This is a genomic window from Nonomuraea sp. NPDC046570, from assembly GCF_040645915.1.
GTDB lineage: Bacteria > Actinomycetota > Actinomycetes > Streptosporangiales > Streptosporangiaceae > Nonomuraea.
The window spans coordinates 23,346-47,220 of the sequence record NZ_JBEYZF010000035.1; the positions used below are offsets into that span (position 1 = coordinate 23,346).

A 23,875-nucleotide genomic window follows, 5' to 3' on the forward strand; every position below is an offset into this window, starting at 1 on the left:
CACCCGTGTTCGGGGTGCGGCCCAGGCGGCACCCCCAACACGGCGTTCGCAGATCAGTGCGGTCCTGGGATCAGTTGACTATCAGCAGTGCGACCTGCCTATGAACTCGGAGTATGGGGGGTGTTGAGCTTGCTCCGCCGTACCGGCGTCAGCGAGATCACCCGGACCGTGCAGTCCATCAGCCGAGATCCCAGGCGAGCCCTCCACCTGATCGCTACATAGAGTCAAGATCACGGCCCGACTTTGAAATCGCCCTGATTAGACAACGCATGATCACATCTGCTTTGCTCCTGGACTCTGACAGACGACAAGCAAGGATCTTGACATGCGATACGTCCGCACCCGCCGGCTCGCGGCAGCGTTGCCCGCGACCGCCTTGGCGGTCTCCCTCCTGTCCGGTGGCGCCCTCGGCGCGGGCACAGCCTCGGCCACGACAGTGGTGGCGGCGCCGGTTTCGGGAGAGGCCCAGGTCAGGAAGGACCTGCGCAAGCTGGAGGCGTCCTTCAAGGGCCGCATCGGCGCGTACGCCATCGACACTGCCACCGGCAAGACGGTGACGTATCGGGCGGGCGAGCGCTTCCCCCTCTTGTCCACGTTCAAGGCGCCTCTGTGCGCGGCCGTGCTGCACAAGGCGCGCATCTCCGAGCCCGGCATGATGAGTAAGGTCGTCAAGTGGACGGCCGCCGACATGAAGCCCAACTCGCCGGTCACCGAGAAGCACGTGGAGGATGGCCTGACCGTCGCCCAGTTGTGCGAGGCAGCCATCACCATGAGTGACGGCACCGCGTCCAACCTGCTGCTCAAGGAGATCGGCGGGCCCGCCGGCCTGACGAAGTACTTCCGTACGCTGAAGGACCCGATCTCGCGCATGGACCGCTGGCACCCCGAACTCAACGACTGGACCCCCAAGGAGAAGCGCGACACCACCACGCCCGCGGCCATCGGTCGCGACCTGCGCGTGCTCACGACAGGGAACGCGCTGCACGCCAAGGACCGGGAGCAGTTCATCGCCTGGCTGCTGGCGAACAAGGTCGGCGACGAGCGCATCCGGGCGGGCCTGCCCAAGACCTGGACGATTGGCGACAGAACCGGCACCAACTCCGACGGATTCGGCGGCGGGAACGACATCGCCGTCATCTGGCCTGAGACGGGCGCCGCTCCCATCATCATGGCCGTCTACACCAACCGCACCCCGGGCCTCGCCACCGACAACAAGACCATCGCCACTACCGCCACCATCCTGGCCCGCGGGCTCGGCAAGCTTTGATCGTACGTCTCACCGCCGCGGGCCACTGCGGACGTGGGTGGGCGCTCGCGCCTGAAAACCCGCGCCCTCACGGCAGCAATCCATGATCCCGGCCGCCCACCCCGGCTGCGGAGTCATACAGCAGCCGCCACAAGGCACCGGCCGGCCATCCTGGGCGTAGAGAAGTTTGGGGCGTTGGAAGAGGACGATCCGCGTCAGGAGCACTGGATGGTCGCCTCTGCTGATCCCGCGGGGATGAGGATCTCTCTCCAGTCTGGGTCGGCGCCGACCTGATCGCTTCCCGGCAGTCACGGATTCTCGCAGATCGCCACTGTCAGCGCGGCCACCGTGGAGAACACTTCGGCGGACACGGCCGGATCGGCGAGCGTGTCAGCCACGATCTCGGAAGGGACGACCGGCCACAGGTCGTCGTCCGCGCTCACGAAGCGTCGTGCTCCTGCCGTCGGCGGACGATCTCCTCCATGGTGGCTGTCGGCAGGGTGCCCGCTTCGGCGGCCGCGTGAACGCGGTCTCGATCGGGATCGCTGTCGAGCATCGCCCGGCCCCACCATGCGGTCAAGACACCGTCCAGCTCCGGTCCCTGCTGGGCTTGCAGCAGTTCGGCGAAGAACTGGGCACGGCGGCCGCCATGCAAGGCGTCGGAGATTCCGCCAATGGTTCGCGGTATCCGCGGCTGCTTCGACGCGTGCCGATGAACGGGTTGAGCGCTCATCAACACCACCTTTCCGGGCGTCCCAGGCCGTAGTGCGACGTCGGTGTAGATCCCGCTCTCGGGCTCGACGGCCAGGTGAGCCTTGTAGCCGTCTTGGCGCTGAGTGCGGTTCTTGTGCACGTGCCGCGCCTGGGGATCGACGGTGGAGACGATCCGGTCATGGACGGTGCGCCGGGCGATGCGCCACCGGCCGTCGGTGCCGTCGGAGTCCTCGGCGGGTTCAACATCTTGGTAGGCGACCAGAGCCAGCAGCGCGACCGCGCCGGCCGCCTTGTCACCCAGCGGCTGCTCGGGTAGGTGGGCCAGCAGAGCGATTGCGTCGGTGACCAGCGCGTCCACCAACACCTGCCGCGCCTGCTCATCGTTCCAGGCGATACGCGGCTTTCCCGGCTCGGCGTAGTCGTGGGCGGTGCAGCGGGCGGCGGCGACCTGGTCGGCACCGGGGACCTCACGAATCACCCGACGGAGCGCGGCGACCAATTGGGTGATGGTGTCCTGGGTGGCCACCGCATCATCAAGCACAGTGGAATCCAGCGCACGACGCTGCCGGCCCTTGAGCGCCCCAGTGGCCGCGACCACCTGCTTAACCCGGGTGAAGATCCGGTTCGGGTCTGTCGAGCGGGCCAGACGACGGCGAAAGTAGGTCAGCAACGACGGATCGAACGCGGTGTCATAACATCCGGCCCGACCAGTTCCCCAGCCCACTCACCCTGCACATAACGAGTCTGGCCCGGCATCATCCGAGGCGAGACCAGAACGCAAGATCTTCAGCGATCTTCTAGGTGTGGCCGTCGCGCAGGGCGTGGTTGAGGTGCTCCACTAGATCCTCAGCGGTGCCCCCTTTGTTCAGGAGGGCGCGGGCGGCCTGGGCCTGCCTGGTCGTGGGCAGATGCCCGTCGAGGAGGAAAGGGAGCAAGAGTCGCCGTACCAGTACCTCACGCCACGAGATTCCGGACGGCCTGCGCACCGCGGACACGTTGACCCGCAGTGCGTGCTCGTTGCCGGGCGGGACGCCAGGCCGGTCGACCTCGATGGCGACGTACCGGAACCCGTTGGCCAGGTCGCAGGCGGTGCAGCCGGTCGGACCCCGGCTCAGCCTGCTGCCGCACTCGGTGCAGGTGAGCCGGTCGTAGGCGGCGTCCACCACCCGCCACGGGTGCCTGTTGGGCTCGTCGACCACCATCTCGGCGACGCCGGGCTCATCCAGGGCTGTCAGTGTGCCGAACTCCTGCGCGACAAACTCCCGCCATCCGGATTCGACGATCTCGTCCACGATCCCGGCGCATCGCCCGCAGTCGGGCGCTCCGGCGGGTTCCCAGTGGTCGCATTCCCCGCACCGCCGCATCCTCGAACGGTACTCGCCGCCCCAAGCCGGATTCACCCGATTATCGCGTTTTGACGATGTCGTTCAAGCGGCGTTCTCGCGGCCCAAGGGGTGGGTCCTCGACCCTTACGCGCTGCGCGCGCTTGCTGGACGCAATCACCGCGGTCGGCGGTCGGGGCACCGGCTGGGACCCGCACGAGCTGCCGCATTTTGTCCCCGCTGACCCACCTGGGCGAGGGCGGTGCGAGCCTGCTGATGCTGATGGCCAAGTCCCGGCGCAAGACGACCGAGAACGTACGCCGCAACTTCCAACCCCTCACCGGAGGAGATCTCCGAGGTCGCCGCCTGCGACAAGGTGGGCGTACGGCGAGATGAGCGCGGTCTGGGGCTCCCGCCCGAGCTCGTAGTCAAGCAGCTCAAACAGAGCCCGCACTACGCGTGGGAGTGCGGGTACTGCCTGGCGGCCGATGGGTACTACACGGCGGCGGACGCGGCCAAGGCCGCCGCCGAGCAGCACGCTCACCGACACGAGGGTGTGCGGGTCATCCCCCTGCGCGCCGACCGAGACTGGATGAAGATAGGCGCAGGTCACGGACCCAGCAGCCTTCCTGGTCATGGCGCGGGTTGAGCGGGCGGAGCCCGCCGGGCATCTCCGGGAGTTGGAAGGAGCGGCCCATCATGCTGATGGGGTGCCGCACGAACGGCCAGAGCCGGGCCGCGGTCCTCCGCACGTCGAAGCCGTCGGCGTGCAGCTGGGCAGGACGGCGTCCATGTAGCGGGTGTTGAACAGCACGATGGCGTCGAGGACAAGGCCGAGCGCGCCGATCCGGTTGCCGTCGGGGTAGCTCTGGTACAGCTGCCCGCTCTTGCCGTGGAAGACCTTGCGGGCCAGGGTGTGGTGGCCTTCCTGCAGGCTATGCGTCGTTTTCGATCTTCTCGAAGATGTCGGCGTCGGTTTGCCGCTGCCATTCTGGAAGGTCGTCCCAGTCGGCCACGTAGGACGGCTTGGGGTTGTCGATGTGCTTGTGGATTTGGGCGATCCAGCACAGGGCGACGAAGCGGCCCTTCTGCTCGCGGGTCAGCTTGGCGGTGTTGCCCGCGCTGACCTCGACGAAGGCGCGCACCTGACCGTAGACCGCGCCGGCGGCTTGGCGTTCCCAGTCGAGGGTGTCCTGCTATGGGGTGATGTAGCCGACCTTGGGTTCGCCCGGGTAATGCTTGTTCACCCCGGCGATCCACGCCTCGCGGAAGAGATGGCCGTGTGCATGCCGAGCTCCTCTAGGCAGCGGCCTGGTCGTCGCGCACGGCACGGTGGAGATGCTGATGCACCGCTCAAAGTGATGAAGGTCTTCCACCTCCACGCGAATCCAGCACCTCACGGCGCAAACCGTTCTTCTTACAACTACAGCCGAACAATTCGGACGTACCAGGAAATACATGGATATATGAGCTAGAGTCGTTTATGTCCTCTCGTTAAGGCGCGCAGGCTTCGTTGGCTAGCAGTTCCTTTTTATGCCAAATCCGACGAGGTGCGGTTTGGTGTCATTAGGTGCCGGGGGATGATTCGGGATGAAATGCACAGAGACGAGCTGGGCAATGGACGGAGGAAGGGGTATCTGACTCCGCTCCGGTCGCGCACAGGAGACTGTTGCGAAGAATCCATGTCCGGCCGACCCTTATGCCGACCTAGGTCGAGAGGAAGAATTCCATGAAAGCTCTGAATGGTATGGCGATTGCCGTATCGGGTCTGGTGTTCGCCGGAGCCGCGGCGCTGGCCGCCGTCCCTGCCAGTGCAGACACTGCATACCTGAGCGGCGACCCCAATGGTTCCAGCCAGGCAATCAGCCAGGTGAACGACTGTGGCAACGGCGACACTCCTGTCGATGTCTTCTGTCAGAATCTGGCATCGCAGATCCAGGGCGACTACAACACGGCGTCCCTGACTGGGCAGCAGTGGTAGCAGCCTTAGGCGTAATCCGTTCGGCTGAACGCGTACTCTGAGAATGGGTCTCGCGCCAGCTGGCGCGAGACCCTGTTGCCATGAAGCGCAAGGTGCTTCTTTCTGCCATTTCCATCTCATGCGGCGAGGCATCGGCAACTCATCGCCGCGCAAAAAAAGATATGCATACTTCGAGGGGATTGCCGCACCTCATTTCAGGGCGTCTCCGCTCCAGACAGGATCTATGGAAAGCCATCCTCATCCCGCCTGTGCCACGCGGTGGTTTTGAAGGACGGCGATGGCTTTGCACAGGTGGCCGGTACTACATTCAGAGATCTTGAGGGAGCGGGTCGCCACGTCGGCGGTAGCGGCTGATCAGCGCGCGGGTCTGATGGAGGCGGCGGAAGGCCGACCAGGCCAGGACATGGTCGATGGCGCGGGCTGCGGGGATGAACAGGCGGGCCAGGACGCGGCGGATCTCGGCGAGCGAGGGCCGGAGCAGACGGGGCCGGGCGGTGGTCAGGGTGGTTTGGGGCGAGCCCGCTGGTCTTTTCCCTGGTCGGAGGGCTCGTCGATGTCTGGTGGTAACGCTGCCTGGGTGACGGCGAGGAAGGCCAGGGCCAGCATGACGGTGGTGACGTGCCGATGCCAGGGCGTCCACCTGCGGACCTGGTACTGGGTCAGGCCGAGGAAGTCTTTGCTCTGCTCGTTGTTCTCCTCGATCTTCCACCGCAACCCGGCAAGCTTGATCAGTTCGCTGACGGGGGTGTCGATCGGGGCATGGGCGAGGAAGAACTCGATGTCGGTAGGGTCGCTCACGCTGCGGCGGATCAGCACGGTGTGGGCATGGCCGGGCGCGGGAGCCTGCTCGGCCGGTCGTGTGGTGACGGCGGCCCAGTCATACAGGCGAACGCCCTTGGTGCCCGAGCCGCACGAGCGGCGCTCCCACACGGCCGAGTTGCCGTGGGCCAGTAGCCGGTCCAGCAGGTGGCCGACCGGTTCGCCGCCGCCCCGCACGGCGATCAGCGGCAGGTCGACCGGGACGGCCAGCACGTAGCCGATCTCCTGCTCGTGGCAGAAGGCGCGTAGGTCCGGGTCGCGGCCGTAGCCGGAGTCGCCGCACAGGTAGCGGAACGGGGTGCCGGCGGCGATCTCCTCGGTGAGCATGTCGATGACCAGGGCGGGCTTGGTAGCGAAGACGACCTTGTCGGGAATCCCGGCCTCCTTGCGCCGCCCGGGGGCGTTCGCCCAGCTCTCGGGCAGGTACAGGCGCCGGTTGATGAAGGCGTGCCCGGCTGCCGAGGCGTAGGTGAGCATGGGCATGACCTGGCAGTTCTCTACCTGGCCGGTCAGCCCGCAGTACTGGCGGGCCACGCCGGCCGACTTGTCGCCCTTCTTGATCGCGCTGGTGTCGTCCGCGATCAGCACTCCGTCCGGCCGGCCCAGATGCTCCACCACGTAGGAGCGCACCTCATCGCGCAGGGCGTCGGCGTTCCACTTGGCGCCGTTCAGTAGGTGCTCGAACCGGTAGGCCTTGACGTGCCCGATGTGGTCGGCCAGCTGCCAGCAGTTCTTGCGCGGCACGTCGGCCAGCAGGCTCCGGACCAGGTCGGGGAAGGTGGAGCGGGGTTCGGGCCGGGTGAACAGCGGCCCGGCGATCCGCTCGGTCAACGCGGTCAGTTCCGCATCCCAGGACACGACCAGATCGTAGGTCAGAGAACAGGTCACACACCGACGATGGCCCTACTACACCGCGTCACGGAGAAGAATCTCAAGATCTCTGAATGTAGTACCGGCCTTGGAAGGGCCGCCTACCGGAGTAGTGGGGCGATCTCTCGCACCCTCCACCTCGGGCCCGGCGCCAGACCGGCCCGTTCGCGCCGCACCGTTCGTGCAGCCATACCTGATCGGCCGTCTCTTCCTCCTGCTCCGCGAGCCGATTCAGCATGATCACGCCGGACCGCGTCAGCGGCGCCAGAGGCTGGCCGAAACGCAACGGCCTGGTGGAAGTGCGGGCTGGCCGCTGGTGGGCTCGGTGGCGTGTTCCTCCGCACTCATGTGGTGCTCCGGGCGGGCATGGCGCCACCTGCGCTGGCAGGGCGGGCAGGGGGTGGCCGAACGGCATGATGGCGTCGGGGGGCAGGCCCGCGCGCAACGCAGCGTCGTTGTCGGTGAGGCCTCCTGTATCGACGGCGTTCGATCCCGGCGATCGGAATGGTTGCGAGCCAGCCGCGGTTGCGCCACCAGGCGATTGCGGCTTTGAGCACCGACAGTTCCCGGTTGACGGTGTCGGCATCGACGAGCCAGGCCCGCTGGGCGAAGGTCTCGGCGAGCACGCCAGCGGCGGCCGCCCCGTCCAGGGTGCTGAAGGGGACGGCGGTGGGGTGGTGCCGCGGCGGGCCCTGCCGAGTGGCGGCTGTTCGCCGTGCGCGAGCCACGCCCAGGTGGTCAGTGAAAGCCGGTAGATCCGCTGGGAGGAGGCGGCGATCCCGGCGGAACGGAGATAGGCGTCGACCGCGTCGGCGTAGGTGTCGGGCAGATCATGTCCGAGCGGGATCACGTCGGCGGCGATCAGGCTCACGCGTTCGCCCCTCCATCTGTGCCGCAGTAAATGCGTACATCTCGATGATGATCACGGGAACGGGTGATCCAGCTCAGGATGACTCGGCGCGGGACGCTGCCGCAGTACATCCGGTATTTACTGCGGTCGCAATGTGGCCGTTGTGCTGAGAGGAAGCCGCAGCACGAAGCAGGCGCCACCGGTTGCGGACTCCCTGGTGTGGAGGGTGCCCATGTGGGCCTGGGCGATGTCGCGGGCGATCGCCAGACCGAGGCCGGTGCCTTTGTGGTCGAGGCGGTGTGCGGCGCCCAGGCGGGTGAAGCGTTGGAAGATCCGTTCCCGCTCGGACTCCGCGATTCCGTCTCCGTCGTCGGCTACCGTCATCTCGGCGCTGTCGCCCACGCGGCTCACCCGGACCTCGACCATCCGCTGGGCGTGCCGTTGGGCATTGTCGAGCAGGTTGGTGAGCAGTCGGGCAATCCGGATCGGGACGGCCTGGACGGTCACGCCCGGTTGAAGCCAGAGCTGGACCGCGAGGCGATCGACCCGGCGGGAGACCTCGTCCTGGACCAGTTCTGCGAGGTCGACCTGCTGCGGCTGCGTGGGAGGGCCTGCCTCCATTTCGCCGAGGACTCGCAGGTCGGTGACGATCGCATCCAACCGATCGACGCCTCTCAGCGCCCTGGCGAGCAGGTCGTGGAGATCGGTTTGGTCGGGATGCAGGCGGGCCTCCTCTAGCTCCGCGCGCAGTCCCGCGACGGCCGTTCGCATCTCGTGCGAGGTGTCGGAGGCGAACTGCCGGTTCTTCTGAAGCTTCTGCTCCCGCTCTCTCAGCATGTCGGGGACGATCGGGATCGTCGCGGTTCGGCCCACCGCACATCCTCCGGGTGCAGGGCGAGGGTCGGTGGTGCTGAGCTGGTCGGTCATGGGTTTCCTCCTTTTGGGAAAGGGAAGCTGCGGCAGCAGGCCGCTTGCCGCGGTGTGAACTTGTGCTCTCAGCCGAGGCCGAACTCCTCTTCGATGGCGGCAAAGGGCGTTGCCGACCTTGCCGCGACGCTCGGGCGTGCTTGTGTTCGGCACGTCGTGGATGGATTCCTTCTGCGCGGCGGCCGCGGTGACGACCTCGGCGCTCTGCCGGGGGTACCCGCCCGTGCAACGCCTTGCTGGCTGCGCAAGCGGGGGCGTGGATCATGATGCACACTCATCAGCTCCCCTTGCATATATCTGACGATATCGTCACTTATGGACAGTATCGTCACTAGTGAGGCGAATTGTCAAAACAATAGTGAGTGTTTCGTCACTCTTGACGGATCCCACTACAGTGGAGCGCACACCACCGCCGACAGGAGAGAGACAGATGGCCGACGCCGCACCGAACCGCCTGGACCGGCGCAAGGCGCGCACCCGCGCCGCGCTCGTCCACGCGGCCCAGAGCTTCATCGCCGACGGCAAGACCAACGTGGCGATCCTGGAGCTCACCCAGGCCGCCGACGTGGGCATGGGCTCGTTCTACAACCACTTCTCCGGCAAGGACGAACTCTTCCAGGCGGCCGTGGAAGACGCCCTGGACCGGCACGGCGCGGTGCTGGATGAGCTGACCCGCGGCATGGACGACCCGGCCGAGGTCTTCGCCTTCAGCTTCCGGCTGACCGGACGCCTGCACCGCCGCCATCCCCAGCTCAGCAAAGTCCTGCTCAACACCGGCCTGGCCATCGCCGCCTCCGAGCACGGCATTGCCCCGCGCGTCCGACGCGACATCCAAGCCGGTGTCCAAGCCGGGCGCTTCACCGTGGGCGACCCGGAGCTCGCGTTGGTGATGGCCGCAGGCGCCGCACTATGCCTCGGCCAACTGCTCCACACCCAACCCGACCGCGACGACGCCCAGGCCACCGACCAGATCACCGAAGACCTCCTGCGCACCTTCGGCATCCCCGCCGACGAGGCCCACGAAATCTGCCAACGTCCCCTGCCCGACCTCGAGGTCATGAGCGACGACACGTCGACGACCCGAACGCGCCGCTGAAGGACATGAAGGTCAGCCTCGATCTCGGCACGAAGCATGTTTTCCCTGGTAGTGGTTGTGGTGATGAACGCCGGGGGCGGAAAATCGTCTTGTGGCGGGTCGGCCGGGGCACACCTCGGTGTCGACGCCATCGGGTGTGGACCGGGATCCCCGCGCCGTGACGCTCACGGCAATGATGGGCCTGTCCAGCTGGGTCACCTGGCGGAAGGCCGGATAACCGCGTAGCCGAATGACCGCGTCGATGGTCGTTGTGGGGCGGCAGGCGCGGACGGAAGGGGTCTGCCCATGCGTATCGTCGTGGACCTGAATCGGTGCCAGGGATACGCACAGTGCGTGTATCTGGCCCACGAGATCTTCAAGTTGAACGGTGCGGAGGCGCTTACCTACGAGCCCAACCCCGACGACGCGCGGCGCCTGCAGGTCCTGCGAGCCGCCGCGGCCTGCCCGGTGCGAGCGATCATGATCGACCGCTTGGACGGTGCGGAGCGGGGTGCGCCGTCATGACCATGTCGGCAACGCTCGCCGAGTTGGTACGCGACTTCAAGGCCAACGGCCGGATCGTCATCGTCGGCGCCTCCCTGGCGGGACTGCGAGCCGCCGAAGCCCTGCGTCAGGAGGGCTTCAGCGGGTCTTTGAGCATCATCGGGGACGAGCCGTACGAGCCCTACGACCGTCCCCCGCTGTCCAAACAGGTGCTCAAAGGTTGGGTGCCCGCTGATCACACACAGCTGCCCCGCTTTCGAGAACTGGACGCGCAGTGGCGGCTCGGCGTGGCCGCCACCGGGTTGGACCGGGCCACCAGGCAGGTGCGCCTGGCCGACGGCGAGCAGGTCCCGTACGACCGGTTGCTGATCGCCACGGGGACCCGCGCGCGGCAGTGGCCCAACCCGGCCGAGGCCGCCCTGGAGGGGGTGTTCTCGCTGCGCTCGCGTGATGACGCCGCTCGGCTGCAACAGGCGCTGGCGGCAGGGCCGTCGCGGGTGCTGGTCATCGGCGGCGGGTTCATCGGCTCGGAGGTGGCCTCCGTCTGCCGGGAACTCGACATCCCGGTGACCGTCGCCGAGCGGGGCTCGGCCCCCCTGGTCGGCGCGCTGGGCGGGGTGATCGGCGAGATCGCCGCGCAGATGCAGCGCGACCACGGCGTGGACCTGCGCTGCGGGGTTGGCGTGTCGTCGCTGGAGGGCGACGCGCGCGGACATGTACGGCGTGCTCGGCTCTCGGACGGGGCCACCATCGAGGCCGACGTGGTGCTGGCCGCGCTGGGGTCGATCCGTAACGTGGAATGGTTGGAGGGCTCCGGTCTGGCAGCCGGCTTCTGGGGTGTCGGCTGCGACGCCGGTGGTCGCGCCTTCGACATCAACGGCGTGGCGACCGACACCGTCTATGTGGCGGGGGACGTGGCACGCGCGCCCCACGTGCTGTACGAGTACCAGTTCCTCGCGATGGAGCACTGGGACAATGCAGTCTTCGGTGCCGAGGTGGCGGCCCACAACATGGTGAGCCTCGAGCCCGACTACCGCCCGCATCTGTTGCTGCCCGGCTTCTGGTCCGGTCAGTTCGGCGTCAACATCAAGTCCGTCGGCGTACCACCGTTCGGCGACGAGATCGTCTTCACGCAGGGGTCCGTGAAGGAGCGCTGCTTCGCCGCCGCCTACGGTCGCCGGGGCCGCGTCGTCGCCGCCGTCAGCTTCGATCACGGCAAGTGGCTGGAGTACTACGCGCGGCTGATCGAGCAATCGGCTCCGTTCCCGCCCCCGCCGCCGGGCTGGGATCGGCCGGACGTCATGAAACCGGTCCCGGCGGAGTTCCCGGCACCGGGTGTCCCGACGGCGATACCCGACGTTGTCCTGACCGGCCACGACCCGAGCGGGCGGACGGCCGAGTTCCGACCTCGAGGTCACTGACGCGCCTTTCGGGATCGGCGGGTAACCCGGCCGGCACAGCAGGAAGGAGAGGAACAGCATGGGCGAGGAAACAACCTGGCAGCAGGCGCTCCGCTACGCCAACCGTGCCAATCCGTACCCCTTCTACGCCGAGCTCCGCAAGACCCCGGTGGCGCGGCAGCCGGACGGCACCTACGTCGTCAGCACCTACCGAGAGATCGTCGCGCTTCTCCACGATCCCCGGGTCAGCTCAGATGTCAGGAAGATCCCCGCGCCCGCCTCCGCCCATGCCCCAGCCGCGGGCCCGGCGGAGCCGGGGGCCGAGCCGATCACGGAGGCCGTCATCAGTCTGGAGCCGAACATCATCACCTGCGACCCGCCCGAACACGATCGGGATCGCCACATGATGACGCGACACTTCTTCGGCCCGCCCCATTCCCCACGCCTGATCTCTGACCTGGAGCCCGATATCCGCCGCATCGTCGCCGACCTCCTGGACAGGATGCGAGGCAAGACCCGGATCGACGTCGTGGACGAGTTCGCCTACCCCCTGCCGGTGGCCCTGATCTGCAAGGTCCTGGGCGTGCCGCTGGAAGACGAACGGCGCTTCCACATCTGGATCGAGGCGGCCCTGGACGCTTTGGATTTCGGTCCGGAGGCGGCCTCCGAGGAGATGCAGCGCCGGCTGGAGGGCGGGCGCCGGAGCGTGCAGGAGTTCGAGCAGTTCCTGACCGGGCTGCTCGACCAGTACGCCGAGCAGCCCGGCCCCGGCATGCTCTCGGCGATGGTGCACGACGACGGCCCGGACGGGCGCATGTCCGAGGGCGTGCTCGCCAGCAATGCCGTGCTCCTGCTCTTCGCCGGGCATGAAACCACGGTCAATCTGATCGCCCACAGCGTGCTCACCCTGCTGAGGCACCCCGAGGCGCTCGAGGAGCTGCGCCGCCGCCCCGACCTGATCGTGCCCGGGGTTGAGGAGTTGCTGCGCTTCGAGTCGTCGGTCCAGTTCTGGCACACCCGCTCGGCCGTCGAGGACATCGAAATCGCCGGCACCACCATCCCGAAGGGCGCGCCGATCTTCCTGGTGTACGGCTCGGCGAACCGTGATCCGGAGCGGTTCGCCAACCCCGACGATCTGGACCTCGAGCGCCCGGACAACCAGCACCTTGGCTTCAGCCAGGGCATCCACTACTGCTTCGGCGCCCCGCTCGCGCGGCTGGAGGTCCAGATCGCCGTAGGCGAGTTCGTCCGCCGCGTGGAGAACCCGCGGCTCGTCGTCGACCCGCCGCCGTACCGCCACAACCAGATCTTCCGCGGCCCGCGCCACGTCCTGGTCGACATCGACGGGATCCGCGACTGACCCAGCTTGCGCAAAGGAATCGCTATGCGGGCTTTTCAACTCGTCGGATGGCAAAAACCGCCCGAGCTGCGCGAGGCCCCGATGCTGGCCGCCATGTTCGCCGAGCAGACCGGGGCTGCGAGCGGCATGAACGCCAACATCCGCACCATCGGCGGCGCGATCGGCGCGGCCGTGGTCGGCAGCATCATCACGGCCAGCCCGCAGCCGAGCGGCCTGCCGTACGAGACCGGCTACACCTACGGGTTCCCCGCGCCGGCCAGGATGCCGCCCTGGTAGAAGGCCTCCAGCACGACGTGGTGACCATGCGAACGCCGGGGAACCTCAGCCGAGGTCCTTGACCGCCTGCCATGCCGCGTCGATCGCCGCGTCCGCGTAGGCGCGGGGCTCCGCGTCCGTGTTGGCGATCGCCAGGTTGCCATACGGCTGGCGGGCCGTCGCGCTGGGCAGCGGGCCGTCGGGGAAGAAGGTCGCCCACGGCCTGCCGTACTCCAGGGCGTAGCCGTGAGCCCACCGGTTGACCGTGATCCCCATGATGTCGCGGGCCGGGTCGAAGCCGCCCTGTCCCAGGCTGCGCAGCAGCAGTTCCCTGGTGTTGCGCTCGATCTGCTCGAACGGAGTTTTGATCAGCTCGATGCGCCCCTGCACCGCGCCGATGCGCGGGTCCTGGTTGGGCACGGCGCAGGACCGGTTGAGGTGCAGGATGATCGGCTCGTCGGGGTTGCGCGGGTGCTCGTAGCCGCCCATGCTGACCGGGAAGTCGAGCGAGGCGCCCAGCCAGTACGACCCGGGGTAGCGGACGCTCTGGATGCCGAGCTTCTTGAACGCCTTCCAGTCGCGCAGCACCACATTGGTGTAGAGCAGCGGAAGCCGTACCGCTTCCTTCAGCGCAAGGCGCTGGTCCTCGGGGAGGTCGGGCACCAGGTAGGGGATCATCTGGTGCTGGCAGGCGAGGATCACCTTGGCACCGTGGACCGAGCGGAGGCTGCCGTCCTGGACGTAGGAGACCTCCCCGTCGCCCGTGACCCGGACGACCGGGCTGGACAGGCGCAGCCGCGCCTTCGAGCCCTTCCGATCGAGCCGGTCGTAGCGGACCTTGGCCGGGACCAGCTTCTCCATCGTGTGCCCGGGGAGGGAGTCGGGGATCAGCGCGCGGACCAGGGCCCTGGCCACTCCGGCGTTGCCGTCGGGGAAGTGGTAGATGTACTCGTCCTCCGAGTCCCAGACCTTGGACTCGGTGGGCGCGTTGAGCCGGTGCGGCTTGGAAATGAGCTTGAGCCCGCCGAAGCCGGGGTAGCCGTTCGCCCACGCATCCAGCGCACCGACCGCGTCGGCACCGTAGCCCCAGTTGCCGCTGGGCATGGTCTGCAGGAACTTGATCACGTCGGGGTGCACCTTCGCGACCGTGCGCAGGTACTCGACGTAGGTCAGCTCGGCCAGCCGGAGCTTCTTCTCCTCGTCCGACAACCCCTTCAGCCAGTCGCGGGAGTCGAGCCCGGCCAGGTCCTTCAGCGCGTCCGCGTGCATCGGCGCCTTGGCCAGCCCGTCCTTGCCGATGGCCAGGTGGTCGCGGCCGAAGGTCTCCTTGTCGAAGAAGGTCGCCCGCTCCAAGCCCTTGTAGGTCTCCTTGTGGAAGTAGCGTTCGAACCGCTTCACCTCGATGCCCACGTCCTTCAACAGGCCCTTGGCATGCTTCGAGAAGGTGGAGGGGTCATCCAGCGACTGCGAGCCGCCGTAGCCGATCAGCCTGCGGCCGCGCACCTCGAACTCGTTGCGTACGGCATGCCCGCCGAAGTCCTCGCCCACCTCCAGCAGCAGGATCGTGGCGTTGGCGTGCTTCTGCCGGTAGAACCACGCCGAGGCCAGCCCGCTGAGCCCGGCGCCGACCACCACCAGGTCGTACCGCTCTCCGGTCGGCTTGGCCTCGCCCATGTCGAAGGTGCCGTTGCGCAAGGCGTGCGGCACCTTCATCATCGCTTCCGTCTGGCCTCTGAGCCCACTCTTCGCAGGCGGGTACGGCCCGGCCGCCGGCTTGGCCGCCGCCTCGGTCGACGCCGCCTGGGCGGGGCCGGCCGCGCTGCCGACCGTAAGCCCGGCAGCGGCGGCAGTGAGCACTACGCCGTTGAGGAAGTCCCGCCGGTTGATAGCCCGGTCCATACCGAGTTCGCGATCGGAAAACACCACATCTCCTTGATCTGAGGGGTGTGGGGAGTCAAGCACCTTGCAGTTATACGTACAAGCACGATGTATATAAGATAAAAGCGACAAATGATTACATGCTGGAAGAACCCGGTGGTGGCGTCGTCGAACCGACGGAATCCGAAGTCTGCGGGTATCGCTGTAGGTGAGTTGCTCGCCTGTATTTCAGCAGTACACCTGTGCTGTGCGATATCCCGACGGTGGCGGACTGTCCGCCGTGGCGCGCCAAGCGTGAGCAGGTCCGATTCAAGGCGGCGGACATGTTCGCACGTGGCCGCCCTCAAACCACGCTGAGGTTCGTGAGAGCCGGTCAGGCGTTCGTGTGTGATAGGTGGTCGGGGAGGTCGGTGAGCCGTTCGATGCGGAGCACTGTCTCGTCTGCCGTCGGCGACGGTTCACCGGTGATGAAGTCGATGCCGCGGTCCAGCCAGATGCCGGTGAGCCCGGCGAGGGCGGCCGCGTTCACGTCGCTTTCCAGCATGTCGCCCACGTTGACCGCCTGCGCGGGGTCCGTCCGCATCCACCGGCAGGCGGTGGCGTAGGCGACGGGCTTGGCCATACCGAGCTCGGTCGGGGTCAGGACGGCTTCGAAGTATTCCAGGAGGCCGAAGCGGGCGAGCTTGGCGCGCTGCTGCTCGGGGTCCCCGTTGGTGAGAACGGCCAGACGTGGTCCTCGGGGAAGCCGTTTCAGGTTCTCCAGGCAGGGCTGGACATCGGGATAGCACCGCCAAGACTCCTCGAACACGGTGAGGTAGCGCTCGGCGATCCAGGCGTCCAGAAGGCCGGGGCTTTCCGGAACCGGCTCGCCGAGCGTCGGCAGGAAGGAACGGAGCCTGCGTCGGTGGTGCTCAGCGAAGGAGCACTGACCGGCCAGGTATTCCCGCATGTGGCGCCCCTCAAGCGTCCACCACAACGTCACCAGCTCCTCCGGTGGAGCCGTCGCGTTCGGCGCGGCCTGGACGATCTGGCCGATCGCTTCCCAGACCGCGCTTCGATGATCGACCAGGGTGCCGTCCAGATCGAAGAAAACCACATCCGCCATAGGATGATCATCTCGTGGCGCTTGTCCCTGACGCCAGAGGGGTCGCAGCACCTTGGCGCCCGGTCTGGCGGACCATGCCACCTCCGTCCGCAGGGAAAGCCTGCTGATCGGCAAATGCCTGGGCGCGGCGGCCGTGGCGAGCTGCCAGGGCGCGCAGCTACTCATCCCCGCCGGACTCTTCGGCGTCCCCTACCACCCGATCATGCTCGCCATGGTGGTGCTCCAGTTGGCGATCACCGCGCTCGCCATGGCCGGCTTGGGCGCCGTGCTGGCCGTCAGCATCCGCACCACCGAGACGTTCCACGCCGTCACCGGATTCCTTTCTTTGCCCCTGCTGTTCCTGTCCGGCGCCATGTTCCCGTTCACCGGCCTGCCCTCCTGGCTGGCCGCGGCCACCACACTCCACCCGGTCAGCTACGCCGTCGACGCGGTCCGCCGCACGCTGACCACCGCACTGCCCGGCTCACCTGCCTTCGCCGGGCCCACCTGGGCGGGCTGGCGGCCCTCGGCCCTGCTGGAGACCACCGTCCTCGCCGCCCTCGGCGTGTTCCTGCTCCACGTTGCCGCCCGCCGCTTCACCCGCCGCTCCGAGTGATCCGGCCTCCGGGACTGGCAAAGATCGATGATCGTGTGACCTTGGCTCCACGGCTGATCACTATGCGTGGTCGTTGGGGGAGTAGCGGCTCCATGCTCCGCCCGCGCCAGCGGCGATCTGGCTGGTGGTCTTGTCGTGGAACCCGAAGGCCTGGGCGATGACCAGTGCAGGAACCTGGAGAACGAGTTGTCGTAGGACGGCGACGGCGCCCGCTCCTTCAGGGACGCGGGCGGCGAGAGGAGAGGGTCGGGTGAGTCATGCGGTCACTCCGAACAGGTCGGCCAGCAGCGGGGCTGCGGCTTCGGGCGCGCGCACGGTCAGCGTCACCAGCAGGCTGAACTCCACGAGGAACTGGCGACAGATAAATGGACGAGCCCACCAGGATCAACCCCCAACTCGCTCCTACAGGGATGCGGTGGATTCCGCGGAAACGCCTGGTCGGGTGGTGGGGTACACCATGGCTGCCAGGTCGACCAGTGCAGCGCCGAGTATGCCCCGTCAGCCGCTGGCCCGAGACATCCGGCCGACACTAGTATCTCTCAGTGATTGATCTATTGCTCTACGTAGTTATGTGCTGTGATGGGTACGCCCACGCACGGCCGGGCTCGCGACCCCTGCGCGCCCCTCGACGGAGGTAGCCATGATCCTCGACACCTCGACCACTGCCCGCCGACGCGTTCGCCCCCGTACGGCCGCGTTTCTCGGCGCCGCCTACACGGCACCCAGCCGCAGAGCTTCAAGCTGGTCGGGCGAGTCCGACGGCAGCGTCGGCATCCGCGCCTTCTATGCCAGCTAACCCCGTCACATAGGGGCCTTCCGGCTGCAAGAAAACATCACCTGTAACCATACGGTTACGCATCGGTACGTCGGAGCCTTCGCATTGAATCCGCAACGTCACACGTGGTGTCGTTGATAACGGCGGGATGCGGACCACCAACCATGAGTATGTGCCTGATCACATAGCGCGACAATCTCTAGCGAGACAAGTCTTTGTGCTGCTCAGAGATCATTAGCGGGGATCAAAGAAACCCTCTCAGAACTTGGTGATGACGTCGATCGTGTTGTTCCGTAGGTCGTCGATCACCAGTCGTCGGTGATGAGGTGCTTGGGCGGGGCCGTGATCTTGACGGGCTTTCCCCATCCTCGATAGATGATGTTCATCGTCATGGTCTCGGCCTTACCGCCCTCCGGCCGGGTGAACCTCATGATGGCGTGGAAACGTCGCGGCAGGTTGTCCGGGCCCACCCAGAGTTTCCAGGTGATCGGCCCGCCCCACGAGAAATCCTCCTCCTCGGTCCGGAAGGTCATCCCGGCCTGCCTCTCGCCCAGCTTGGGAACCGTCACCGTGCCGCTGTGGAGGGTCGTCTTCACTCCCTCGAACGTTCCGCCGTCGGCGCTGGTCGCACCGCGAGAGGCGCCCAGCTTGAGGAAGCCCGGGTTGATCCCGTTGATCAGGTCCTCTCCCCAGACGACCCCGGCGAAGTTCCGCCCGTACGTCCATTTCCCCACCGTTGACGGCGACTTCCAGGTGTACTTGCCGTCCTTGGAACGCACGTAGGCCTGTGAGTAGAACTCCCGGCCGATGCTGATTCCCCGGGACCGGCCCGTCCCCTCTGGCTCCTGGGAGATCTCCGTGGTGTCGGCGGCGTACACGCCTGAAGCCCTGAAGCGGTACGCACCGGACGCCTTGATGTCCCAGGTGGCCGGGGGCCCGCCGCGTCGCTTGACAGAGAAGCGCACGCTGCTCTTCTTCGCGAACTGCTTCTTGATCGCTTTGACGACGGAGTCGAGAGACTCCGATTCGGGAGCCGCGTGCACAGCGCCGCCGGGAATTGTGACGCTCAGCAGGCCGGCCACCACCAGCACGACACTCATGCGCTTCATGCGCCGATCGTCGCAGATGATGATCTCTATCTCATCACGGCAAGTTCCTAAGCCAAGGCCGTCATCCAGGCGCGTTCACCGGCTATTGGAAGCCCCCGGGCCCTCCTGGATGACCGGGAAACGATCACGTCCGTCCCCAGTGTGCGATCAACTGCCCCATGGCTGATCGGCGGTCAGCTGCACTCGTGAACACTCCCGTCTACAGCTGACTGATCAACTTCGGGGTTGTCCTGAATGTGTGAGGGCGGCGCTGCCTGAGCAGCCCGCCCTCGTTCAATGAAGTGGCGGCGGAGCGTGAGTCGCATTGGCCTGAAATTCTGCGGTCGCGGGCGGACACGTAGGAATTGAAGGCCAGGCCATGGACATGCTCTTCGACGACGATCGCGAGTTGCGCGTCCTGCTCGGCGTGGCCGCGAGCGCTGTCCTGGCGGGAGCCCTGGTCGTCGGGCCGTCCCTGTTCAAGGCGTCCGAGCAGGTGTACGCCAGCCAGGCCGTGACGATCGGCCGCGAAGGCGACATGTACGCCTTCTACATCACCGACGGCGATCCCGACCCAGCCGAGTTGGAGAAGGCCTTCCGCAGCGTCGGGCTGGACAACGTCACGGTGCAGCTGATCCCCGTCTCGCCGCAGCAGCGAGCACCCGTCGTCGGATTCGACCTCGACAAGGCAGAGCCCGGTGCGCAAATGTCGTCCACCCTGTCCGACTGCGTTGACCGCGTTGAAGGGTGTCTGACGGCCTTCAGTGTCACCGCGGCCCTCAAGGGACCCGCGCAGTTCCAGTTGGGTCGCCCGGCGAAGCCCGGAGAGAAGTGCGCCCACCCGGCCGACGCGAGCTGGCCGGGTGAGGCGCTGGCCGGAGTGAAGCTCCAGGGACGATCCGCGGGCGAGGCAGCCCGCGTCGTGCGCGAGCACGACCTGAAGGTGGCTTACACGCTCGACTTGCCACTGAGCAGCGGGGAAGAAGGCCCCAAGGGCGAGGAGAACGTGCCCGCTTCCCGCATCGATCCCGGCTGGGCGGTGGCGACGGCGGAAACCTACAACGACGGCGTGATCATCCTGCGCGTGGTGCCAACGCTGCCGCTTGGGCGAGGGCGAGCGGCAACCGGCCCAGGTCCTCGGCCAGCGCGTTGAGCTGGTCTGGTTCCCGGCCAGGGCGCCGAGTTTGGCGTGCAGGTAGGAGCGGGCCTCGGCGGGGGTGAACAGCCCGACCTCGACCAGGGGGCGGTGCGGCCCGGCGAGGGAGGCGTCGCGGCGGGTCGTCACCACCGCGGTGCCCGCCGGGGACGTGGGTGAGCAGCTGTATGCCGTGGACGTCACAACGGGCCGGGTGCGCGAGCTGAAGGACTACACCTACGAGCCTGGGCCGGCGATCTGGTGATCCCCGGCTTCTGACGGACTCCCCAGTCCTTGGGATCCCAGTAGCAATGGAGCAGCGAACCCGATCCTGACCTGTGGTTCCTACTACGGTTCGTACTGGTTTCGGTGCGGTCGCGCAGGTTGATGGGGGTTGGAGCGGTCAGATCCAGCCGTACTGGCGGGCGATGCGCGCGGCCTCATGGCGGTTCGCGGCGCCGATCTTCCCTGCCGCGGAGGAGAGGTAGTTCCGTACGGTGCCAGGTGACAGCGCCGCCCTGCGGGCTATCTCCTCCACCGGCGCCCCCTCGGCGGCCAGTTCCAGCACGTCAGCCTCGCGTGGAGTGAGCGGACTGTCGCCCGCGCTGATCGCTTCGGCGGCGAGTTGCGGATCGACATAGCGGCCCCCGCCGTGAATCGTGCGCACGACGTCGGCCAGCACGACGGCAGAGACGGTCTTCGGCAGGAAACCACGTACTCCTGCACGAAGCGCCCGCTTCAGGTGCCCGGGGCGGCCATAGCTTGTGACGATCATGGTGTGGCAGCCCGGCACCTCCTCATGGATCATGCGGGCCACGGTCACACCGTCCAGATCGGGCAGTTGCAGGTCGAGCATGGCCACGTCCGGCCGGAAGACGCGGGCCATGGCGAGCGTGTCGGCACCGGTGGCCGCCTGAGCCACCACGCTCAGATCGTCTTCGAGGGCGAGCAGCGCCGCCAGGGCACCCCGGATGAGGTGCTCGTCCTCGGCAAGCAAGATCCGGATCGGCGCGCTGCTCATCGGACGTCCTTCCGCCGAGCCGGGCGCCGCCTGCTGGTCACGTGCGGCCGGATCTCCTCCGAGGTGGCCACGGGCAATAGCAGTTCGGCGGTGAGACGGAACCGGTCGGGGGGCTCCCGCCCGGCGACGACACTCCCGCCGAACGCCGCGAGGCGTTCCGCCACGCCGGGAAAACCGTTACCGATCGACCGGTGGCCATCGGGGGATTCGGGGCCCGTCACTCCGTCATTCTCCATGGTCAGCGTCAGCCGCTCGGTGCCGCCGGCCGTCGACCGGCGTAAAGACACCGTGCACATCCGCGCCTCGCTGTGCCGCAGCACGTTCGTCGTGCCTTCCCGCACCACCCAGCCGAGCGTGCTCTGCACCTCGGCGGACAGGTCGTGCCCGTCGCCGATCACTTGGCAGCGTACCCCCGCTGAGGCGAGCACCGACTTGGCGCCGGCCAGTTCCATGTCCAGGTCAGCGGTACGGTACCCGCCCACCACCGCACGCATCTCGGCCAGCGACTCCTGTGCGATCTTGCGCACTTCACGCATCTCGTCTACCGCCCCGGACCGGCCACGCTCGACCAACCGCGCCGCGAGTTCGCTCTTGAGGGCCACCACCGACAGGTTACGGCCGATCACATCGTGCAGATCGCGAGCGAAGCGCAGCCGCTCCTCGGCCACCGCGAGTCGAGCATGCGCCTTCCTGGAGTGGTCCAGTTCCCAGACGCCCTTCAGCCCCCACATCGAGCCACGGCAGGTGAGCATCCAAGCGACCATGAGGCCGCACAGGCTGACCGCGGCCGGGACGGCGATCGACATGGGAGCGCCCTCTATCCGGGAGACCGCGAACTTCGTCACCACGGCCGCCGCCAGCACACCCGTAGCGACGGAGAACGGCACCGCCGATGACACGGCGGCGACGAACGCGGTCGCAAGGACGACCACCAAGGCCGAGGCCGGGCCATCGGGGTGACCGGGTTGCGCGTCGGGATAGGCCACAACCCCGACCACCACGCCCACGACCGTGAGCCCGGCAGTGAGGGCGATCAGCCTCACCGGCCGAGACCGACGCCCCAAATAGTGATCCAGTCCCGCGTTGACGAGCAGCGCGCAGGTGATGGCATGCAGCGCGATATAGGCCAATATCACCCACCGCACGGTCGGCCCAACCGCTGGACCGATCATGATGGCGGCCCACACCAGCTCAAGCGCGTACGCCCCGGAGAGCGACGTGCGGGTCCACAGGTCCCAGCGCTCTGCCTGGCCACGCCGACGCAACTGGTCCATGAACCTGCTTCCCCTCCCACCCACACCGTCATGGTCGCACCTGTTTTCACGGACTGCCCCCGACGACCCCGTCTGGATTCGCGCTACCCGGCCGCCGCTGTGGACGCAGTGGCCGTGTGACCGCTTTCGGCGCCCAGGACCCTCACTCCGACCGCATGGCCCGCTATGGCACGAACCGCATCTCCGGCCAGCGCTTGGACGGCTTGGCGAGCAAGGGACTTGGCCGTCCCAGCAGATGGCGGTCGAAGAACGCACGAATATAGACGCGCTGGATCCGCACCGAACGCGGTCCATCGATTTTGCCGATCATCCCGGTGACCTGATCCGGCGGCAGTCCCAGCGAGTGCTGCCGGAGCAGCACCTGAAGGTCGGTGAACGACGTGTGCCCCGCGCCGTCCAGCCGTAGTTCCAGCCGCGGGCCCCGCAGGTGAGACCACAGCGCCGCCCAGCTCGGGTCGTTGCCCCGGCCATGCTCCGAGCTGCCGACCAGCAAGAACGGCCGGTCCAGTCCCTTCCGCAGGACCGGCCCGAACACCGCGCCGTCCAGGTTGATGCCGGCCTTGACTCGCGAGTCCGCCTGCATGGTCGCGGCGGCGGTGGCACCACCCAGCGAATGCCCGAACATGCCAGTGCGGGACAGATCAAGCGCACCGCGCAGTCCTTCAGGCAGAGATCGACGCTCGCTGCCGATGACGCGTCCGCGATTGAGCGCGGTCAACTGGTCCACGACGAAATGCGTGTCGGCGAGGCGGGCGGCCACCGCCTTGATGGCGACAGGATCATCCGGCCTGTCGAAGTTCGGTGGCGGTGAGCTCGCCGCGTGCGTCTCCACCCGCCCGTCCGGGAATTCCACCGCTCCGGCGTCGTAGGTGTGGTCGACGGTGGCAACCACGTAACCATGGCTGGCGAGGTCCTCCACCAAGGCGGTGCTGGAGGCACGGTCGGCGGCGAAGCCGTGCGAGAAGAGCACCACTGGTCGTGGCCCCCACCCTCGATACACCGGCGCTCCCACTCGCCCATGCGTGATCGGCAGGCGTACGGTTCCCGCCGGAATCCCTGCCAGGACGGCCTCCGCTGTTCTGGGCGAGAGCCATGGCGCCCGGGGATACGCCGCCGCCTTCTGGGCCGGATACCACAGCTGAACCATGAGCTCTCGGGACGGCTTCGCGGGCACCCACGGGTCGGGCCGTGAACGGTCGACCAGATGGAGCGACACGGTCCCGATCCGGAGCGGACCGGTGGGTTCCGGCAGTGTGAGCTGGACGGGCGCCACCTGATGGGCGCCGAGGCCGGAGCCGTCCTCCGCCGACGTCGTCGCGGCGGGCATGGGACGGGCGACGCTGGAGCCGGCGAGTGCGGGACCGGCCACGAGCGCCAACCCCACCAGCGACGCCAGCGCGGCGCGGCATAGCGTTGTGACTCCACGCTGGAACGAACCGGCCGATCGAGGCCAGGAGACCGAGGGAAATCGATCAGACGTCATCATGATTCCAGCGTCCGATGCCGCCCGGCTGTGAAACAGTGCGAACACTCACCAGCTCGGATGCGTTTCTCCCCGCCGACCGATGACAAATCTCATGCGACTCTGCGCCCCAACCGACGATCAAGGGCCCTAGGCATTCGAGAGGTGGAAGAGGCAGGCGTCGCTGAGCAGGTGGAGCGCGCCATGGCCAGGGTGATG

The 23,875-nt window shown here is 67.4% G+C and carries 23 protein-coding genes and 1 pseudogene; 11 read left to right on the plus strand and 13 right to left on the minus strand.

The window, feature by feature from the left end:
• Positions 1-325 precede the first annotated feature (325 nt).
• Complete coding sequence (gene bla / locus ABZ911_RS35445; RefSeq protein WP_358066294.1) at positions 326-1,267, plus strand: class A beta-lactamase; 942 nt, start codon at positions 326-328, stop codon at positions 1,265-1,267.
• A 287-nt stretch (positions 1,268-1,554) separates the two neighbouring features.
• On the opposite strand, the gene ABZ911_RS35450 is transcribed toward bla, so the two are convergent.
• The 5 genes and pseudogenes from ABZ911_RS35450 to ABZ911_RS35470 all read right to left on the minus strand — a co-directional run bounded on the left by ABZ911_RS35450 (position 1,555) and on the right by ABZ911_RS35470 (position 4,427).
• Positions 1,555-1,689 (minus strand): hypothetical protein, encoded by a 135-nt coding sequence (locus tag ABZ911_RS35450; protein ID WP_358066297.1) that lies wholly within the window; start codon positions 1,687-1,689, stop codon positions 1,555-1,557.
• A 329-nt stretch (positions 1,690-2,018) separates the two neighbouring features.
• Positions 2,019-2,645 (minus strand): annotated as a pseudogene (locus ABZ911_RS35455) (IS5/IS1182 family transposase); the annotation flags it as partial.
• Positions 2,646-2,757: 112 nt separating this feature from the next.
• Positions 2,758-3,324, minus strand: a complete 567-nt coding sequence (locus ABZ911_RS35460; protein ID WP_358066300.1) for a hypothetical protein — start codon at positions 3,322-3,324, stop codon at positions 2,758-2,760.
• Between the two features lie 655 nt (positions 3,325-3,979).
• A complete protein-coding gene (locus tag ABZ911_RS35465) occupies positions 3,980-4,216 on the minus strand; it encodes a Tn3 family transposase (RefSeq protein WP_358066428.1) in 237 nt (78 codons plus the stop codon).
• A gap of 1 nt (position 4,217) precedes the next feature.
• Positions 4,218-4,427 carry a hypothetical protein gene (locus ABZ911_RS35470; RefSeq protein WP_358066303.1) on the minus strand — a complete coding sequence of 70 codons (210 nt, stop codon included), beginning with the start codon at positions 4,425-4,427 and terminating at the stop codon, positions 4,218-4,220.
• A gap of 584 nt (positions 4,428-5,011) precedes the next feature.
• Between ABZ911_RS35470 and ABZ911_RS35475 the strand changes: the two genes are divergently transcribed.
• Positions 5,012-5,263, plus strand: coding sequence for a hypothetical protein (locus ABZ911_RS35475; RefSeq protein ID WP_358066306.1), 252 nt, complete (start codon positions 5,012-5,014; stop codon positions 5,261-5,263).
• Between the two features lie 498 nt (positions 5,264-5,761).
• Here the strand turns inward: ABZ911_RS35475 and ABZ911_RS35480 are convergent, their stop codons facing one another.
• Together ABZ911_RS35480 and ABZ911_RS35485 are read right to left on the minus strand one after the other, a co-directional pair.
• A complete protein-coding gene (locus ABZ911_RS35480) occupies positions 5,762-6,970 on the minus strand; it encodes an IS701 family transposase (RefSeq protein WP_358066308.1) in 1,209 nt (402 codons plus the stop codon).
• 970 nt (positions 6,971-7,940) lie between these two features.
• Positions 7,941-8,729, minus strand: a complete 789-nt coding sequence (locus ABZ911_RS35485) for a HAMP domain-containing sensor histidine kinase (protein ID WP_358066311.1) — start codon at positions 8,727-8,729, stop codon at positions 7,941-7,943.
• A gap of 430 nt (positions 8,730-9,159) precedes the next feature.
• Here ABZ911_RS35485 and ABZ911_RS35490 point away from each other — a divergent pair, with 430 nt between their 5' ends.
• From ABZ911_RS35490 to ABZ911_RS35510, 5 genes are all read left to right on the plus strand, one after another.
• Positions 9,160-9,825 carry a TetR/AcrR family transcriptional regulator gene (locus tag ABZ911_RS35490; RefSeq protein WP_358066314.1) on the plus strand — a complete coding sequence of 222 codons (666 nt, stop codon included), beginning with the start codon at positions 9,160-9,162 and terminating at the stop codon, positions 9,823-9,825.
• A gap of 285 nt (positions 9,826-10,110) precedes the next feature.
• Positions 10,111-10,329 (plus strand): ferredoxin, encoded by a 219-nt coding sequence (locus ABZ911_RS35495; protein ID WP_358066317.1) that lies wholly within the window; start codon positions 10,111-10,113, stop codon positions 10,327-10,329.
• Positions 10,326-11,729, plus strand: a complete 1,404-nt coding sequence (locus ABZ911_RS35500) for an FAD-dependent oxidoreductase (protein WP_358066320.1) — start codon at positions 10,326-10,328, stop codon at positions 11,727-11,729. The genes ABZ911_RS35495 and ABZ911_RS35500 overlap by 4 nt, the downstream gene beginning before the upstream one ends.
• A gap of 58 nt (positions 11,730-11,787) precedes the next feature.
• On the plus strand, positions 11,788-13,068 hold the full coding sequence (locus ABZ911_RS35505; RefSeq protein ID WP_358066323.1) for a cytochrome P450: 1,281 nt from the start codon (positions 11,788-11,790) through the stop codon (positions 13,066-13,068).
• 24 nt (positions 13,069-13,092) lie between these two features.
• Positions 13,093-13,344, plus strand: coding sequence for a hypothetical protein (locus ABZ911_RS35510; protein WP_358066326.1), 252 nt, complete (start codon positions 13,093-13,095; stop codon positions 13,342-13,344).
• Positions 13,345-13,389: 45 nt separating this feature from the next.
• Here the strand turns inward: ABZ911_RS35510 and ABZ911_RS35515 are convergent, their stop codons facing one another.
• Together ABZ911_RS35515 and ABZ911_RS35520 are read right to left on the minus strand one after the other, a co-directional pair.
• Positions 13,390-15,246, minus strand: coding sequence for an FAD/NAD(P)-binding protein (locus tag ABZ911_RS35515; RefSeq protein WP_358066329.1), 1,857 nt, complete (start codon positions 15,244-15,246; stop codon positions 13,390-13,392).
• Positions 15,247-15,574: 328 nt separating this feature from the next.
• Positions 15,575-16,306, minus strand: coding sequence for an HAD family hydrolase (locus tag ABZ911_RS35520; protein ID WP_358066331.1), 732 nt, complete (start codon positions 16,304-16,306; stop codon positions 15,575-15,577).
• A gap of 52 nt (positions 16,307-16,358) precedes the next feature.
• Between ABZ911_RS35520 and ABZ911_RS35525 the strand changes: the two genes are divergently transcribed.
• The gene (locus ABZ911_RS35525) at positions 16,359-16,901 is read left to right on the plus strand and encodes an ABC transporter permease (protein WP_358066334.1); all 543 of its coding nucleotides are present in this window, start codon (positions 16,359-16,361) and stop codon (positions 16,899-16,901) included.
• A 640-nt stretch (positions 16,902-17,541) separates the two neighbouring features.
• On the plus strand, positions 17,542-17,697 hold the full coding sequence (locus ABZ911_RS35530; RefSeq protein ID WP_358066337.1) for a hypothetical protein: 156 nt from the start codon (positions 17,542-17,544) through the stop codon (positions 17,695-17,697).
• Positions 17,698-17,981: 284 nt separating this feature from the next.
• On the opposite strand, the gene ABZ911_RS35535 is transcribed toward ABZ911_RS35530, so the two are convergent.
• A complete protein-coding gene (locus ABZ911_RS35535; RefSeq protein WP_358066340.1) occupies positions 17,982-18,785 on the minus strand; it encodes a hypothetical protein in 804 nt (267 codons plus the stop codon).
• A 358-nt stretch (positions 18,786-19,143) separates the two neighbouring features.
• Between ABZ911_RS35535 and ABZ911_RS35540 the strand changes: the two genes are divergently transcribed.
• Together ABZ911_RS35540 and ABZ911_RS35545 are read left to right on the plus strand one after the other, a co-directional pair.
• The gene (locus ABZ911_RS35540; RefSeq protein WP_358066343.1) at positions 19,144-19,917 is read left to right on the plus strand and encodes a hypothetical protein; all 774 of its coding nucleotides are present in this window, start codon (positions 19,144-19,146) and stop codon (positions 19,915-19,917) included.
• Positions 19,918-19,981: 64 nt separating this feature from the next.
• Positions 19,982-20,164 (plus strand): hypothetical protein, encoded by a 183-nt coding sequence (locus ABZ911_RS35545; protein ID WP_358066346.1) that lies wholly within the window; start codon positions 19,982-19,984, stop codon positions 20,162-20,164.
• Between the two features lie 138 nt (positions 20,165-20,302).
• Here ABZ911_RS35545 and ABZ911_RS35550 read toward each other — a convergent pair whose 3' ends face one another.
• The 3 genes from ABZ911_RS35550 to ABZ911_RS35560 form a co-directional block, all read right to left on the minus strand.
• Positions 20,303-20,920, minus strand: coding sequence for a response regulator transcription factor (locus tag ABZ911_RS35550; protein WP_358066349.1), 618 nt, complete (start codon positions 20,918-20,920; stop codon positions 20,303-20,305).
• A complete protein-coding gene (locus ABZ911_RS35555) occupies positions 20,917-22,194 on the minus strand; it encodes a histidine kinase (protein WP_358066352.1) in 1,278 nt (425 codons plus the stop codon). The genes ABZ911_RS35550 and ABZ911_RS35555 overlap by 4 nt, the downstream gene beginning before the upstream one ends.
• A 163-nt stretch (positions 22,195-22,357) precedes the next feature.
• Complete coding sequence (locus tag ABZ911_RS35560) at positions 22,358-23,680, minus strand: lipase (protein ID WP_358066355.1); 1,323 nt, start codon at positions 23,678-23,680, stop codon at positions 22,358-22,360.
• Positions 23,681-23,875: the final 195 nt, after the last annotated feature.